18 protein-coding genes and 2 tRNA genes are annotated in these 15,277 nt (G+C 62.9%); 7 read left to right on the top strand and 13 right to left on the bottom strand.

The features are described 5' to 3' along the window. Positions 1-3 precede the first annotated feature (3 nt). Positions 4-2,193, top strand: a complete 2,190-nt coding sequence (locus tag RBH22_RS03220; RefSeq protein ID WP_306676517.1) for a hypothetical protein — start codon at positions 4-6, stop codon at positions 2,191-2,193. Position 2,194: 1 nt separating this feature from the next. Here the strand turns inward: RBH22_RS03220 and RBH22_RS03215 are convergent, their stop codons facing one another. The 3 genes from RBH22_RS03215 to guaB form a co-directional block, all read right to left on the bottom strand. Beyond that, positions 2,195-2,341 carry a hypothetical protein gene (locus tag RBH22_RS03215; protein WP_306676516.1) on the bottom strand — a complete coding sequence of 49 codons (147 nt, stop codon included), beginning with the start codon at positions 2,339-2,341 and terminating at the stop codon, positions 2,195-2,197. Positions 2,342-2,526: 185 nt separating this feature from the next. Next, complete coding sequence (locus tag RBH22_RS03210) at positions 2,527-3,141, bottom strand: HalX domain-containing protein (RefSeq protein WP_256288230.1); 615 nt, start codon at positions 3,139-3,141, stop codon at positions 2,527-2,529. Between the two features lie 159 nt (positions 3,142-3,300). After that, complete coding sequence (gene guaB, locus RBH22_RS03205; protein WP_256288229.1) at positions 3,301-4,800, bottom strand: IMP dehydrogenase; 1,500 nt, start codon at positions 4,798-4,800, stop codon at positions 3,301-3,303. A gap of 370 nt (positions 4,801-5,170) precedes the next feature. Between guaB and RBH22_RS03200 the strand changes: the two genes are divergently transcribed. The 4 genes from RBH22_RS03200 to RBH22_RS03185 all read left to right on the top strand — a co-directional run bounded on the left by RBH22_RS03200 (position 5,171) and on the right by RBH22_RS03185 (position 6,928). Then, positions 5,171-5,383 (top strand): hypothetical protein, encoded by a 213-nt coding sequence (locus tag RBH22_RS03200; RefSeq protein ID WP_121568431.1) that lies wholly within the window; start codon positions 5,171-5,173, stop codon positions 5,381-5,383. Between the two features lie 6 nt (positions 5,384-5,389). After that, entirely contained in the window at positions 5,390-6,361 is a 972-nt protein-coding gene (locus RBH22_RS03195; RefSeq protein WP_306676515.1) for a DUF5794 domain-containing protein, read from the top strand. A gap of 83 nt (positions 6,362-6,444) precedes the next feature. After that, the gene (locus tag RBH22_RS03190) at positions 6,445-6,666 is read left to right on the top strand and encodes a DUF5795 family protein (RefSeq protein ID WP_121568301.1); all 222 of its coding nucleotides are present in this window, start codon (positions 6,445-6,447) and stop codon (positions 6,664-6,666) included. A gap of 82 nt (positions 6,667-6,748) precedes the next feature. Then, a tRNA-Trp gene (locus RBH22_RS03185) sits at positions 6,749-6,928 on the top strand. Positions 6,929-7,153: 225 nt separating this feature from the next. Here the strand turns inward: RBH22_RS03185 and RBH22_RS03180 are convergent. Next, positions 7,154-7,918, bottom strand: coding sequence for an FkbM family methyltransferase (locus RBH22_RS03180; RefSeq protein ID WP_306676514.1), 765 nt, complete (start codon positions 7,916-7,918; stop codon positions 7,154-7,156). A gap of 355 nt (positions 7,919-8,273) precedes the next feature. On the opposite strand from RBH22_RS03180, the gene RBH22_RS03175 reads away from it, so the two are divergent. Beyond that, on the top strand, positions 8,274-9,191 hold the full coding sequence (locus tag RBH22_RS03175) for a DMT family transporter (RefSeq protein ID WP_306676513.1): 918 nt from the start codon (positions 8,274-8,276) through the stop codon (positions 9,189-9,191). Between the two features lie 112 nt (positions 9,192-9,303). On the opposite strand, the gene RBH22_RS03170 is transcribed toward RBH22_RS03175, so the two are convergent. After that, positions 9,304-9,735 carry a pyridoxamine 5'-phosphate oxidase family protein gene (locus tag RBH22_RS03170; protein ID WP_306676512.1) on the bottom strand — a complete coding sequence of 144 codons (432 nt, stop codon included), beginning with the start codon at positions 9,733-9,735 and terminating at the stop codon, positions 9,304-9,306. Positions 9,736-9,856: 121 nt separating this feature from the next. Further along, the gene (locus tag RBH22_RS03165; RefSeq protein ID WP_256288216.1) at positions 9,857-10,012 is read right to left on the bottom strand and encodes a rubrerythrin-like domain-containing protein; all 156 of its coding nucleotides are present in this window, start codon (positions 10,010-10,012) and stop codon (positions 9,857-9,859) included. A 235-nt stretch (positions 10,013-10,247) separates the two neighbouring features. Here RBH22_RS03165 and RBH22_RS03160 point away from each other — a divergent pair, with 235 nt between their 5' ends. Beyond that, a complete protein-coding gene (locus RBH22_RS03160) occupies positions 10,248-10,808 on the top strand; it encodes an NAD(P)/FAD-dependent oxidoreductase (RefSeq protein ID WP_306676510.1) in 561 nt (186 codons plus the stop codon). Between the two features lie 93 nt (positions 10,809-10,901). On the opposite strand, the gene RBH22_RS03155 is transcribed toward RBH22_RS03160, so the two are convergent. The 7 genes from RBH22_RS03155 to thyA all read right to left on the bottom strand — a co-directional run bounded on the left by RBH22_RS03155 (position 10,902) and on the right by thyA (position 15,260). Continuing rightward, entirely contained in the window at positions 10,902-11,516 is a 615-nt protein-coding gene (locus RBH22_RS03155) for a TetR/AcrR family transcriptional regulator (protein WP_256288214.1), read from the bottom strand. A 57-nt stretch (positions 11,517-11,573) separates the two neighbouring features. Continuing rightward, positions 11,574-12,323: a pirin family protein gene (locus tag RBH22_RS03150; RefSeq protein WP_306676509.1), complete on the bottom strand. Its 750-nt coding sequence runs from the start codon at positions 12,321-12,323 to the stop codon at positions 11,574-11,576. 89 nt (positions 12,324-12,412) lie between these two features. Then, a tRNA-Glu gene (locus RBH22_RS03145) sits at positions 12,413-12,487 on the bottom strand. Between the two features lie 112 nt (positions 12,488-12,599). Continuing rightward, entirely contained in the window at positions 12,600-13,358 is a 759-nt protein-coding gene (gene psmA, locus RBH22_RS03140; protein WP_256288212.1) for an archaeal proteasome endopeptidase complex subunit alpha, read from the bottom strand. Positions 13,359-13,469: 111 nt separating this feature from the next. Next, a complete protein-coding gene (locus tag RBH22_RS03135; protein ID WP_256288211.1) occupies positions 13,470-13,652 on the bottom strand; it encodes an HVO_2922 family protein in 183 nt (60 codons plus the stop codon). A 103-nt stretch (positions 13,653-13,755) separates the two neighbouring features. After that, a complete protein-coding gene (locus RBH22_RS03130) occupies positions 13,756-14,265 on the bottom strand; it encodes a dihydrofolate reductase (RefSeq protein ID WP_306676508.1) in 510 nt (169 codons plus the stop codon). Further along, on the bottom strand, positions 14,262-15,260 hold the full coding sequence (gene thyA, locus RBH22_RS03125; RefSeq protein WP_256544821.1) for a thymidylate synthase: 999 nt from the start codon (positions 15,258-15,260) through the stop codon (positions 14,262-14,264). The genes RBH22_RS03130 and thyA overlap by 4 nt, the downstream gene beginning before the upstream one ends. Between the last annotated feature and the right edge of the window lie 17 nt (positions 15,261-15,277).

The raw sequence follows: 15,277 nt of genomic DNA, 5'->3' as shown, positions 1-15,277 counted from the left end.
ACAATGGAAGGGTTTGGGCGCCGTAGGGGGCCGGAGTCGGACGCTGTCGCTCCGGTTGGGGACGACCACCTCCAGATCGAGTTCGATTCACCGGCCGATCAGACGGGCGTCGTCGTCTCCGATCCGATCGAACGGAGCCGGTTCGTGCTCTCGACGCCGGAGGAGGTTCAACTACGGACGGCCGACCCCGACGCGTTTCAGTTCCCCGCCGACGAGGCGGTGACGCTCCGGACGACACAGTTCGACTTGGATGTCGTCTCTGTCTGCGTCCGGGATGCAAACGGAGAGATGTTAGCGCAGGCAGAGCACTTCGCGGACCAAAGTTTCCCCCACGGGACGTACAGTATCGAACTGTTCGCACCCATTAAGCTGTATCTCAAGGTCGACGGCCCGTTTCGAGTCTCCTCGAATGCGGTTCGAATGCGACTCGAATTCGAGTCGGAGACCGACGTGCTCGTCGGCGCACGGTCACATCACAAGCGTCCCGCGGCGACGATTCGGACGACGGATCATCCCCGGGACGCTATGCGTGCCGTTTCGCTCCTCGGGTCGGCGCTGAAGACGACGACCGTGGAGCGCTCCTATCCCACGCTCCGCGGACATCCGCCCCTCATCGAACGCGGCTCTCAGTTCGAGGCTCCGGACGGTCTCGAACCGCCCGAGACGGGCGTTCGGCTGGAACTCCCCGAGACGCACCGGCACGTCTACGTCGCCGCGCCGCTGGCGTACTATCTCGGCGCGGAGGTTGTGCCGGGGACATCGCCGCGAATCGTGACCGAGGGCGGGTTCGCGTACGACCTCGACGGTCTCGATGGGTTCGAGAAGTCCGTCGAGCGGGTCCTCAAACAGACCTTCTTCCTCGACTGTCTCACGCGTACGGAGGGCTACTACCAGGTCGATCTCCACGAGCGACGGACGCTCGAATCGACGCTGGATCTGGACTTCGCCGATCTGTACGATCGTTCGATCGGCGAGCAGCTCGAAGCGTACCTGCGTATCCCCTACGAGACGATCGAGCCGCACCTCCCGGAGTGGAAACTCACCGCTCACGTCACGCCGAACGCTCCGAACGTCGAACTCCTGCCGTTCGTCGCGAACGACCTGGCGGTAGTCACGACGCCGGCGACCCAACCGACCAGCGGGTCGTCCGTTCAGGCGAACGCCGTCGACGACTTCCTCCGCAGAACCGCGACGCCGCCGTCGCCGAGCACCGCACCAGCAGCCGGCGAATTCACGCGAAGTGCGGGCACGCGGAGTCAGCAAGTCGGCCCCGACGAGAGCAAACAAACGTACGTACAACCTCCGGAGACGGACTCGCTCGAACAGGCGTGGCTCGGGCCGGGGATTCCGATCGGTGCGAGTAAGACGTCGCTGCAGGCGTATCGTAATCGGTTGTCCCGCGATCCAATCGAGGGCGACATCGGAATCACCGTCGTCTGCAACGATCCGAAGATGGCCGAAGAGCGGGACGCAGTCGAATCGGTCTACGGTTCGCGCGACGAACTCCCCTTCGAGGTGCGGACGCACTACGAACTCTCTGTGGAAGAACTCAGATCCGTGCTCGCCGAAGAGACGGAGTTCTTGCACTACATCGGACACATCGACGAAGACGGATTCCAGTGCCCAGACGGCGCGCTCGACGTCACGACGATCGATTCGCTCGGCGTCGACTCGTTCCTGCTCAACGCGTGTCAATCGTACGAACAGGGAATGGAACTCATCGAACGCGGGGCGATCGCCGGGATCGTCACGCTGAACGACGTGGTCAACAGCGGCGCCGTCGACATCGGTCGAAGCCTGGCGCGACTGTTGAACTACGGCTTCCCGATCCGGATCTCCTTGGAGATCGCTCGCAAAGACAGTTACATCGGTAGCGACTACATCGTGGTTGGAGACGGGAGTTTTTCAGTAGCACAAGTGCAAGCGGCGCTTCCCAATATGTGTAAGATCAAGCGGACTGGCGATGGATTCGAAGTAGATTACATAACGTACCCTGCCGCCGAGTACGAACTCGGGAGTCTCGTCGTACCTTATACTCCCGGTAACGAGACGTATTATCTGTCGTCAGGCACAGCTAATATTTTCAATTTGACGCTATCGGAGCTAGAAGATTTTCTCTCCCTAGAGAATATACCCGTGTTGACAAACGGTTCGTTACGCTGGAGTACGGATCTAAGCGTAGACTCGATCTGATTTAGGGGCCCGAGATCGCGCCGTGATTTCCTCCGGCGACGACCGCGCCAGCCTGCGAGAGCAGGAGCACGGCGGTGAACAGGACGCCCATCGCGCGGGGGTGGTCAGCTAGGTACTGTGCGACAGCGTTGGTGTCATCGTCGGACATGACGATTAGTCCATCAGCGCGGTTTAAAATAAAATTTTCTGACACTTTCTGATATGATATTATCTTATTTTAGTTGGGTTTGTATATACAAAAAGGCAGACAACGACGAGAGAACCTCTCGACCCCGTCGCACCGCTCGAAGCGGAAAAGAGTAGAAAAGAAACGGAATCGCAGCTGACCTGTCGTTACTCGGACTGTTCGACGTCGGCGTCGGCGGGCTCGACGTCGAAGTCGTCGCCGAGGTCGCGGTACATCGCCGTCATATCGTGCTCGTCGTCGAATTCGACGAGCGCCTGATCGAGCTGCGAGCGGAGTTCGTCGACGCGGTCCGAGAGTTTCTGGTATTCCTCGTGCTCTTCGAGCGTCGCGGCGTCTTTCTCGGACTCCAGGATGGCTTTCTTAGAGGCCAGCGAGAACAGTTCCTGGATGCCGTCGTCGTAGGTGTTGCGAAGCAGGAGATTCTCGACCGTCTCTTTGAGCGACTCACGCGAGACGGGCTTGACGAGGTAGTCGTCGAATCCCATCTTGACGATGTCGAAGTCGGGTTCGACGGCGGTGACCATCGCGACCCGGCATTCGACCCCCCGGTCCCGGATCGCCTCTAGTGCTTCGTCACCCGAGAGATCCGGCATCCGGCGGTCGAGGAGGACGACGTCGACTTCGTCGTCGAGTTCGTCGAGGGCCTCACGTCCCCCGTAGGCGACGCGGACGCGATAGTCGTCTCTCAGCCACGTTGCGTACAGGTCGGCGAGATCTGGCTCGTCTTCGACGACGAGCACTAGCGGCAGGTCAGCGCTCATTGGTAAGTTCGCGGTGTTCCGATGACACCGATATGAAGGATTGTTTTCCGGGGGCATATCAAGATACCCCTTGTGAACCCTACGTCAGGCGTGACGCCGACGTCGCGACGGGGACAGTCGGCTCACGAAGGTGGTCGAGAGGATCCGCAGTTCGCGGCTCTAGTTACTGTCGGGGCTGTAGTTCGGCGCTTCGTCGGTGATCATCACGTCGTGGGGGTGGCCCTCGGTCTGGCCGGCACTGGAGACGCGGACGAACTCCGCGCGCTCTTTGAACGCCGGGATCGTCTCGGCGCCGACGTAGCCCATCCCCGAGCGCATCCCGCCGACGAGCTGGTGCAGTTCGGAGGCGAGCGTGCCCTTGTACGGCGTCGCAGCCTCGACGCCCTCCGGGACGAACTCCTCGTCTTCTTCGGTGTCTTTGAGGTAGCGCTCGCTGCCGCCGGATTTCATCGCGCCGACTGAGCCCATTCCTCGATATTGCTTGTACTTTTTCCCGTTCATCGTGATGACGCGACCGGGCGCTTCCTCGGTGCCGGCGAAGTACGAGCCGAGCATCACGGCGTCTGCGCCCGCGGCGATCGCCTTGATCGCGTCGCCGGAGTAGCGGATGCCGCCGTCCGCGATGACGGGGACGCCTTCGGGTGCGGCGACATCTGCGACCTCCGCAACCGCGGTGATCTGTGGCATCCCGGCACCGGAGACGACCCGGGTCGTACAGATCGAACCGGGGCCGATGCCGACCTTCAGCCCGTCGGCGAAGTCGACGGCGGCCTCGGCCGCTTCCTGAGTGCCGACGTTGCCGACGACGACGTCGGCGTCGACGGCGCTCTTGATCTCGCGTGCGCTGTCGAGGACGTTGAGGTTGTGCGCGTGCGCGCAGTCGATGAAAATCACGTCGGCGTCGGCCTCGTCGGCCGCCTGGGCGCGGTCGGCGTCGAAGGGACCGACAGCGACGCCGACGCGGAGGCGTCCGTCTTCGTCGCGGGCGGCGTTCTCGTGTTCGCGACGCTGGAGGATGCCCTGCATCGTGACGAGACCGACGAGGCGGTCGTCGTCGTCGACGATCGGAACGCGCTCGATCTTGTGGTCGTACATCAGTTCGAGCGCGTCGCGGGCCTCGACGTCGCGCGGGGCCGTGACGACCTCGTCGGTCATCGCCTCCCGAACCTCGTCGGTGTCGCCGACTTCGAGGTAGGGACGGATGTCGGTGCCGGAGATGATCCCAAGCACGACGTCGTCGTCGTCGACGACCGGCGCGCCCGAGACGCCTTCTCGCTCCATCATCGCGTCGACCTCGCGGACCGTCTGGCTCGGATTCGCCGTGACCACGTCCTCCCGGCGGATCACGAGTTCGTCAGCGCGCTTTACGTGTTCGATCTCTGCGACCATCCGTTCTGTGTCCATATTCTGGTGGAGGACGCCGAGACCGCCTTCACGAGCCATCCCGATCGCCATCCCGGCTTCGGTGACCGTGTCCATCGCGGCCGAGAGGATCGGAATGTTCAGTTCGACGTTCTTCGAGACGTGTGTCGAGACGTCCGCCGCGTCGGGTTCGACGCGGCTCTCCATCGGTCGAAGGAGCACGTCGTCGAACGTCAGCGCTTCCGGTACTCGAAGTTTCTCGGAGAATGGGCCGTTGTCAGAAACGTCGTTCGCCATATAAACGGTCCACAGTGAATCGACAAAAGCGTTGCGAGACACCACGCCTGTGAAGATCGTTGGCACGTATCGGCGCTCGATACACATACTTGTGTACACATTTGACGGTAGGACATCTGTCCCAGGCCGCGTTAGCACAGTCGTGCGTCGCTTTCTGATACGTTAATTATTGCCGCGAGATGTGGGCGCTGCGCAGTCGGACGCGACGCAACTATCGCCGCATCCAACCCTCGGTTCCGACAGTTCGTAGAGTTATTTGACCGGATTGTGGAACATCGGAAATTTGCGTGGTTGGATGATGAAAGAGCCCCGGAACCGTGAGCACACGTCCCACACAACGTTTAATATCCCATTCCCGTATATTTTAGATATGGACTCCGAGTGTCCCACTGCATCGCGCATCGCAGGTCAGCCGACCACCGAATTCGATGCGAACTTTACATTTACAGCGATGCAGTCCTTCAAACGCGGGAATCAGACGCTCCCCGCGCTCGACTCTCTCGGAGTGCTCGGCCAGGCCCACGGCGCTTCGCCGTCGGGCTTGCGCCCGTATCGCCGTTTGGCCGATGGTGACGGCCGTTAGTCCCGAATGAGCGTCTCTCAGCACCCTGTTGCACTTCAGCTTGAGCAGCAGGTCGGTGGTGCGACCAGGCTTCTCGCGACGGTAATGGCCCTCCCGCTCGTCGACGGAATCTTCCCGGCACTCATCATCGCCGGGACGCTCAGCACTCCGCTCGGGATCATCGAGACGGGGCTGCTGATCTTCGGCGGTTCGGCGACGGTCGCAGTCATCCTCGCGGAGATGGACGGGACCCGACGCGAACAGGTCACCTCCGTGCTCGTGCTCGGCGCGCTCTTGCTGCCGGTCGCGGGGGTCGAAGCGCTCTTTGCGGAAACCCTGAAGACGGTCCTGAACTTCGAGGTCTTCCACCGCTTCGCGGGCCTCGTGATCCTCGCGGTCGCCGCGAAGACGGCATCCGCGAAGATCGGCGAGTTCCTGCCGTCGCCGAGCGTCATCATCGGCCTCGGACTGATCGCGAGCCTCGACCTCAGCAACGCCACGCTGGTTGTCGACCCGAACCTCGTGACGGTCGGACGGGCCGTCGCCGCAGCGGGCACGGGTGTCGGCTTCGCGCTCGCCGTGGCGCTCTTCGCCCCGCGGCTTCGCGGCGCGGTCGATATCGACCTCTTCCGCTTCGGGAGCTCGGTCGCGCTGGGAATGCTCGCGATCGACGTCCTGGGGCTCCTGCCGACGCAGGCCCCCGTCGCACTGGGCGTGCTGGGCGTCACCGCGTTGTTCTCCTACGACCCCGCGTCGGACGCGGAGGACACCGCGGTCGACGATGCCGACGACGAATCCGAGCCCGAAATCGAGGCCGACGTCGACGACGATACTAGCGTTCCGTCGTCGCTCTCAAGTTCGACCGTCGCCGACGGTGGTGACTGGGACGACGCCGAGAGCGACGAGGACTCGCGATCGGAACGCGACCGCGGCGACAGCGGCGGGGACGTCGGGTACGGATACCCCGACACCGACGGTTCCCGGGCCCCGTGGCTCTGAGGCCGCGATTCACTTCTGCAGCGCCGCTCCGCTGTCGATCCCCCACGCGACGGATTTACCACCTTCCACCCCGTGCCCGACGTATGAGCAATCGCGTCGTCGAAGGGCGAATGGTCACGCCGAAGCGACTCGCAGAACTCGTCGAGGGCGAAGCACCGATGGATGCCGAACCGATCGAGGACGCCGAGATGGACTGCCCCGAATGCGGCGGCAACGTCATCTCCGTGGGGTATATGCCGAGTGTGACCGAGTTCGTGACGGCCTACAAGTGCCAAGACTGTTCGTGGTCGGATACGGATCGCTAATCGCCGACGGTTCGAGGTGGCGTAGCGCCGACCGATCGTAATCCCTTTATGTAGAATCAGCATACGAGCGGATGCACGCAGAGGGGCCGTGGCCAAGCCCGGCATGGCGACTGACTCCAGAGGCTTGGCGCCCGGTGACGACACTCCAGACTGATATACCGAGCGGCCGACTGATCATCGGTTCGCGACGACGACCCTCTGGAGTACCGAGGCGCGTACCGGAGATATCAGTCGATCGGGGGTTCAAATCCCTCCGGCCCCATTCCAAAAAATAAAACTTTCTGAACCTCAGGTAAACACAGACCCAACAATCTGCGAATTTTGTGGCCTGTGGATCGATGAACGGTAAATAGCAGTCTCTGGCACTCTCAGAGGAGAATGGACACGGAGGAACCAATTATAGTAGCATTTGCAACTGATTGCTCATCCAATCGCACGACAGCGTACGATCCGATGAGTGAAGACTTGCAAATGCTACTATAGTTCCCTATTTTTCACCACGAACGAACGTCTGGTACCCCTCTATCGAGCAGTCTTCGACAGAGAAGCCGTGTGATTCGAGGAGGTCGTACACGTCCGAAACCGAGTGGCCCCGAGAATTGAGACGGTCCTCGTGGAGTTCACAGTACACGAGTCGACACTCGGGACGTGCCAAAGTCGATTCGAACCCTTCTAGGACTTCCATTTCGGATCCCTCGGTGTCGATTTTTAGTACCGTCGGAGGCTGTACGTCCTCGTTGGCGACGAACTCGTCACCACGCCGTTTTTCGACCTGAATCGTCTCGGACGCCTCGTCGTAATAATCCGTGAGTAGTGTATGTCCAGCAGAGCCGGCCACGTCGGCGTCGAATCCGGGAGCGAGTTGCATCCGGGCCGTTCCCGACGACGACGCGAGGGCGACCCGCTGAATGGATACGTCGGCATCGTTCAGAGCGACGTTCTGCGCCAGTTTGTCGGCGTTTGCCGGGTGGGGTTCGAACGCCACGACCGTCGGTGCAACGACGCTGGCAGCGAAACAGGAATACACCCCGAGGTTCGCGCCGAGGTCGTAAAACACGTCATCGGGCTGGAGATCCGAGAGCAACTCCTCCAGGAGGGGTCGCTCGGGCAGTTTGACGAAATCCAGATATTCACGTCTCGTCGGTATAGCGAACGCCGCCTGTGCCTCCTGTGCCGTCACTCGATAGGTACCGCTACGGAGCCGATGCTGTTTGTATCGCACATCCCACGCCGTCTCGTAGAGCCTCCGCATCAGCCAGTAAAGACGTGCAGCGACGGGCCGAACCCCCAACCTCGTCGCCCATCGGTTCACCTTGGTGAGTTTATCGGCCATCACAGCGAGATATCCGGAGAAGAAACATAGTTAACGGGTAGTTTTCGGGGAATTACGCTCTCGGTACTCAAATAGCTGTGTCTCGGAACCGCGGCCGCGGCAGTCTGTGGACGCGCACGGGGCGGCTGTGCGGATCCGTTCGCTATCGTACCGGTTGCAACTGCTGCGCAACAGATCGTACGCTGCGGTACGATCAGGAGTGTGAAGACGTGCAAACTCGGCTATCGAGACAACGAAAGAACACGTTCATATCCGGGCCGCTCGGAGACCGGCTATGGTCCTCGGTTCCGACGTGATGGTGTACCTCCTTGCACTCCTCCCGGCAGTCATCTGGGGATTCACACCAGTGCTAGACAAGCGGGGGATGTCGCTCGACGGCACCGCCCTGCAGGCGGCGCTGGTCGTGGTCATCGTCGATCTCTCGCTGTTTCTCGTGGCCCTACTCGCGCTCCGTGGGAGCGACGTTCTCGCCGGCCTCGACCCGTCGACGGCAGGGCTGTTCCTGTTCGCCGGCGCGACGGGGACGGCTCTCGGCCGCCTGGCCATCTTCGTCGGTGTCGACCGCGTCGGCGCGAGCATCAACAGTGCGGTCGTGAGCGCACGCCCGCTGTTCGCGACCGTCTTCGCTTTCGGCCTACTTGGAGAACCGATCTCGCTCAGTACGGCGGTCGGAATCGTCGTTCTCGTCGCGGGCTTGGTCGTCCTCAGCCTCGCGAAAGGCGGCGACCTCGCCGGCTGGGAGTCACGTGATCTGTTCTACCCGCTGGCGTCTGGGGCACTGTTCGCGTTCGGGAACGTCCTTCGACGGTTCGGGCTCGGGACGGGCGGGGCGGACGTCCTCCAAGCCGTCGCGCTCAACGAGGCAGGTGCGCTGGTCGTCTTCCTCACCTACGCTGCGATCCGCGGGACGCGTGGCTTCCAGTCCGCCGATCGCCGATCGTACGGCTACTTCGCCGCCAGCGGCGCGCTCACTGCTGTCGCCCTGCTATCGCTGTTCGGGGCGCTCGCACTGCCAGCGGGTCGCGTCGCGATCGTCGAATCGCTGGCGTCGACGGCACCGCTTTTCACGACCGTCTTCGCGTACTTCCTCCTGCGGGATCTCGAACGAGTCACGCGCGGTGTCGTCGCTGGAGCCGTACTGGTGGCCGTCGGGGTGGCGCTGGTGACGCTGGGGCCGGGAGTCGCAGCCTGAGGCGGGGACCTGCAAGACGGATCGCTACGGTGCGTTCGTGAGCCTCCGTCTGTCCCAAGAAGGTACTGTCGTAGTGACGAGCGAGAAGGCCGAGAGAACGGCCGGAAGTCGGTTACTTCGGCACGCGGTCGTTGAATTTTCGGCCCGAGAGCTCTTCTGGGATCAACTGAAAGAACGCCATCGAGAGGTCGTCGGGGCCAGTGTTCGGAAACACGTTCAGCGTCGGAATGTTGGCGTTCTCGGCGATTGCGGTCGCGGCCCGCGTCTGTGCGGTCTCTGGGACGCGTTCGAGGGCACCACGGACGAGCACGCTCTCGGCGGGCTCTTCGGTAAAGACCGTAAAGGAGGCGGTCTCCGTCGACTCCATTAGCTGCATCTTCTCGCTATCGCCGTCGTAGACCAACTGAAAGTAGAGCAGTTCGCCATCGTAACCGAACGACTCGGGGATCCCGTAGGTTTCGGTCCCGTCTGTCAGCGACAACACGCCCGCGCCGCGCGCCTGCAGCAGGTCGTCGATCTCGGCGCGTCCCATCTCTCTCGTCATCACTGCGGTATGGCGGAGGGACGTGGATATGTGTGTTGACTCGCGAACGGTATGTCGCGGCCGCCAGCTCAGTCGCTGGGGGCGGGCACGGTGACGAGAGGCGACGAACGACGCGGGCGTATCATTCGAGCGACTTCGCTCGGTTCTGGAACTCGCCGCCGCACTCCGAACAGACGCCGGGATGCGTCTCCGAGTGGACGATGCTGCCGCACTGGAGACATTCGTACTCCGAGATGACCCCGCCGGTGTCGCCCTCGGTATCTTGATTGTGTGGCATACTCTAACATTGTCGTTCGCGGCTGAAAAGTCTTGGTCGAGAGGGGACAGGTCGAACAGAATCTCCGACACGACAGATGCCCTCCACAGGAGCGCGGAATTAGACAGCCGACACGTCTAGCCGCTCGACACGTCTTGAAGAGCCAGACTGTCGGAGAAATTCGTCGTCTCCGCACCGTTTGCCGGGTTTTACCAGATGGTAAAATACTTCTTTCGAGGGTTCCCCGTCTTCGACGATGGTAGACGTAGCAATCGTTGGCGGCGGTCCCGCTGGACTGAGCGCAGCCCTGTACGCTGCAAAGAACGATCTCGAAACGATAGTCTTCGATACCGACGAGTCGTGGATGCACAAGGCGCATCTGTTCAACTACCCCGCAGTGCGAAGCATCAGCGGCGACGAGTTCCTCAAGATTTCGCGCGGCCAGGCCCGCGACCGCGGCGCTGCACTACACGACGCCGAGGTCACGGACGTCGAACGGACTGACGACGGATTCGTCGTCTCCACGGCCGACGACGAGTACACCGCCGACTACGTCGTCCTCGCCACGGGTGGGGCCCGAGACCTCGCCGAGGACCTCGGCTGTGCGTTCACCGAGGAGGACGTCGTCGACGTGAACCTCGATATGGAGACGTCGGTCGAAAATGTGTACGCTACCGGCGCGATGGGTCGCGCGGAGAAGTGGCAGGCTGTCATCGCGGCTGGCGACGGTGCGGCCGCCGTCCTCAACATCCTCTCGAAGGAGAAAGGCGAGTACTACCACGACTTCGATATGCCGTCGGACGTCCCCGAACTGTAACGCTCGCACCCACCACACCGCGACCGACGTGGTCGCGGCCTCTCTCGTTTCTCCGGATTCTCACCCGATCCGACTCCGAACTGATTACCGCAGCTACTGCGTCGGCTCCAACGAATCGAGAACGAACGCGTCGATGGCTCGTCGTGCCTCTGCCGGCGCGTCCTCGTGATCGAGGGCGAGTCGACGTTCACGAGCCGCGTGGATTACGTCAGTGATGAGTTGTCCCATCAGCTCTGCGTCCACCTCTCGGAAGACGTCCTGCTCGATGCCCGCTTCGATGACCTCGACGATGCTCTGTCGAATGTGCTCGTAGTGATCGTTGAAGATATCCTGGTGTTCGTCGTCGTGCTGTGCGTACGCGAACAGTTCGTGATACACCTTCATTCGGTCCCAGTGCGTGAACTCCTCGAACTGCGGGCCGAGCAGACACTGATCGATTCGAGCGTCCAGTTCGGCACGCGGCGCCGCATCCCCATCCACGTCGACGCTGCCCTCGTACTGCTCGATGACGTACTGCAGAAACGCGGATAACAGATCGTACTTGCCGTCGAAGTGGTAGTGAATCACCTGCCGCGACAGCTCCATCTCCTCGCCGATGTCGCGGACGCGCAGGTCCTTGTACCCGTGTTTGCTCACTGCTCGGAACGTTGCCTCCATAATCTGCTCGCAGGTATCGTCGGCGGCGACGCTCCCGTCCGATCCGCTCATACATCGCTTTCACGAGAGCGACACAAATCGCTTTCTCCCATCGTGTCTGTCCCGCTGTCAGAAGACGAACGGCCCACGCTGTCGGATCGGTTCGTCGTGGGGGTTGCCGGCGACGGCGACGACCCGTAGTCCGGAGTCAGTCGCGACCTCGACGTCCCGAGCGTCGACGAGTGGAACGACATCGCCTTCGCCGAACGACCACCCGTCGACGCGCCCGGTGCCGTCGACACCGTAGAGAAAGCCCGACCAGCCGTCCGCGACCGACCACGTCCAGCGGTCCGTCACGCGCACGTCGAGGTACTCCATCGGCGTCTGCAACTCGATCGGCGAGCCCTCGCCGACGACCGTCGTGATGGTCGCTCCCGGTCGGGACTCGGTGGGAAGTTCCTCGGCATCTGCGTCGGCGTATCCTGGATCAATGTCTTTCCGAGCGCGGGGGAGGTTCACCCAGAGCTGGAGGCCGTTACAGGCGGCTCCGTCCGCCGGGAACTCTGAGTGTCGGATCCCGCTGCCGGTGGTGACGCGCATTACGTCACCTTCGGTGGCGGTGTTTGCGACGCCCAGCGAGTCCTCGTGGTCCATTCCTCCCTCGAGCAAGTACGAGACGATCTCGAACCCCTCGTGTGGGTGCATCGGAAACCCCTCGTCGGGCTCGATGTAGAACCGCTCGAAGAGCACGAACGGATCGAGATGCTGCGGATACGCGTTCGTCGGGAACGCTCGGTTCGAGGTGACGCCCGTCCCGTGTTGCACGCGCTCGCCCGAGAGAGGAGCCTCGGCGTCGCTCGTGTCGTCGTCTACTGCCATACGGCAACTGATGGATCCGTCGCAGATAAGCCATCTGTAGTGACAGACAGCACAGTCCCCTCAGTACGGACGTCGAGAATTCGGAGAAGTGCTCCGTCAGGGATTCGAACCCTGGTCCTTGCCGTGAGAGGGCAAGATGATTGGCCGGACTACACCAACGGAGCGCTGCTACACTTTTCCGTATCTCCGGGATGTGTAAAACGGTTCCGTTTTGCCCGCGCCGTGCCGTGGTGTCTCGTACCCAAATACGGCGACTGCAGACGGATAGCGGCGGAGTTACTGTCTCTCGCCGGCTTCGTCGTCGTCGCTCTCGGGGGCGTGTTCGGCGATGATCTCCGCGACGTCGCTCTCTGCGACTGCTTCGTATCCATCGGGCGTAATCGTCGCGACGCTCACGCTCTCGGCGGCGAGTTCGCCGTCTGATTCTAAGAGTGCGCGAACGGCGATCGAGACGCCGTCGTCGAGAGAGAGCTCCTCCGACCAGTGCTCTTCGAGGAACTCCTGGATGTCGTCGCGCCCGGAACCGATCGCGACGGCGCGCCACTCCTGGGGTGCACCCGACGGATCGGTCTGGAAGAGTCGCGGGCGGGCATCCGGACGCTCTCCGTCCATCCCGGCGACCAAGAGCGCGGCACCGAACGGGCGCGTACCACCGTACTGGGTGGTCTCCTGAATCTCGTCCGACAGCGTCTTCGTGAGCGTCTCCACGCCGAGCGGTTCGCCGTACCGCAGTCGGTTGCGCTGGGCGGCCGTCCGCGCGTCGTCGATCAATCGGCGGGCGTCGGCGACGTGCCCGGCCGAGGCCGCGCCGAGATAGTCGTCGAGTTTGTGCAATTTCTCGATGCTCTCGCCCTCCATCAGCGACGAACTGGTCCGACGCTGCGCAGCGAGGACGACCCCGTCCGTGGTGCGGATGCCGAGACTCGGCGCACCGCGTTTGACCGCTTCGCGCGCGTACTCGACCTGATAGATGCGTCCGTCCGGGGAGAAGAGCGACGTCCCCCGATCGTACGCCTGCTGGTCGTTTCGGTTCATATACCCCTACTCCGACCCGGGGACGGATAAAGCCACCACCGGCACACGATATTACCGGAACCGACGGTCCGAGAAGGGCCGTGCTACCAGCACCGAGGCGGCGCGTCGCCGCTACTCGGCTTCGACGACGTCGGCGTCGGGAGCGTTCTGTTTGACGCTCTCGATGCCCTGCTTTGCCTTCTGCTTCGTCGCGTATCCCTCCCCGCTGTCGGCGATGATGTTCCCGTTGGAGTGAACGAGCCGCCAGCGGTACTCTCCGGCCTGATCCTCGTACACCTCGAAGGTGGCAGTCATACGACCGCCGTGTTGAACTGCTCGCGACAAAAATCCCGGTGCAGTTTGCGTTCGGCGCGTCGCCGGGCCAAGACGGCGACGTGGTGGCGACGTGGCGGCGGCGTCACTCCCGTCGCCGCTCGTAGGTCACGAAATCGAACTGGTCGCGGTCGTCGCGGTCGACTTCGACCCACTCGTCGTCGTCCCACGCCGGGAAGGCTGTGTCGCCCTCGTAGGCGCCGTGAATCTCGGTGAGCACCATCCGAGACGCGTGCGGGAGGAACTGCTCGTAGACGCGGCCGCCGCCGGCGACGTACGCCGTCTCGACCCCTCGCTCGGCTGCGTCGACGCAGGCCAGGTCGATCGCCTCCTCGACGGAGTTGGCGACGACGGCACCCGCCGGCAGGTCGAGCGACTGCGAGGTGAGCACGACGCTCGTCCGGCCAGGGAACGGTTCGCCGAGCGCGTCGACGACCGTCTCGTAGGTCTTGCGACCGACGATCACCGGGTGGCCCGTCGTCGTCTGTTTGAAGTGCGCCAGATCCTCGCTGAAGTGCCACGGCATCCCGCCGTCGCGACCGATGGTGCCGTTCTCCGCGACGGCGGCGACGAGGACGATTTCGACGTCCATCATTCGGCCACCGCGAAGCGGATCCCCGGCGCGGGATCGTACTCCGACAGTTCGACGTCCTCGAACGTGAGGTCGTCGAGCGGCACGTCGGCGACGTCGATCGTCGGCCGCGCTCTCGGTTCCCGGGCGCACTGTTCGAGGAGTCCGGGGACGTGGTCGTACCGCTCCTCACCCTCGGCCTCCGGGGGGGCAGTCGCTTCGAGCCACTCGCGCACGTCGCGATACCCGGTTCGGTCCTCGACGTCCCCGAGACGCGACTGCAACTCTCCGAGGTGGTCGGCGTACCACGCGCCGCGGTCGCCCGCGCCACAGTACACGTGGGCGTCGACGACGGAATGGGCGAATTTCCCGGGCTCGAAGCCGGTCCGCTGGGCAAGTGCCGTCGCGAGCAGCGAGTACGCGGCGATGTTGAACGGGATGCCGAGTGCGACGTCGCCTGAACGCTGCGTCAGGTGGACGTTGAGGCGGTCGCCCTGCACGTTGCAGACGAAGGTATAGTGACACGGCGGCAGCGTCGAGACGGCGGCGTTCGCCGGGTGCCAGGCGTTGACGACGAGGCGGCGTGAGTTAGGATTCTCTTTGAGTTGATCGAGGACGTACTGGATCTGGTCGAACGTGCCCTCGTCGTTCATCCAGCGGTGGCCGTCGTCGGGCCAGGACTCGCCCGGAAGCCCCTCGTCGGGGACCGGAAAGCGACGCCAGAAGCGCCCATACGCGGTGTCAAGGCGGCCGTCGTCGTCGGCCCAGGCGTCCCAGATACCAGTCTCCTCGCGGAGCGTGCGGATGTGCTCCTCGCCGGAGAGATACCAGACGAACTCGTGAATCAGGGAGTTCCACCGCGCGCCCGAGAGGTCCTTCGTCGTGAGTAACGGAAAGCCCTCTGCGAGGTCGACTTCGTAGTGGCGGCTGAACGCCGAGATGGTGTCTACGCCCGTTCGATTCGGCTTGTGGCCCCCGGATTCGAGGACGTCGGTGACGAGGTCGAGATACTGACGCATAGTAGACCGGATTGTCC

Origin of the sequence: Halobellus sp. H-GB7 (assembly GCF_030848585.1) — an archaeon.
GTDB classification, from domain to species: Archaea; Halobacteriota; Halobacteria; order Halobacteriales; family Haloferacaceae; genus Haloquadratum; species Haloquadratum inordinatus.
Note: the sequence above shows the minus strand (reverse complement) of the source record. Positions and strands in the feature narration are given on the sequence as shown.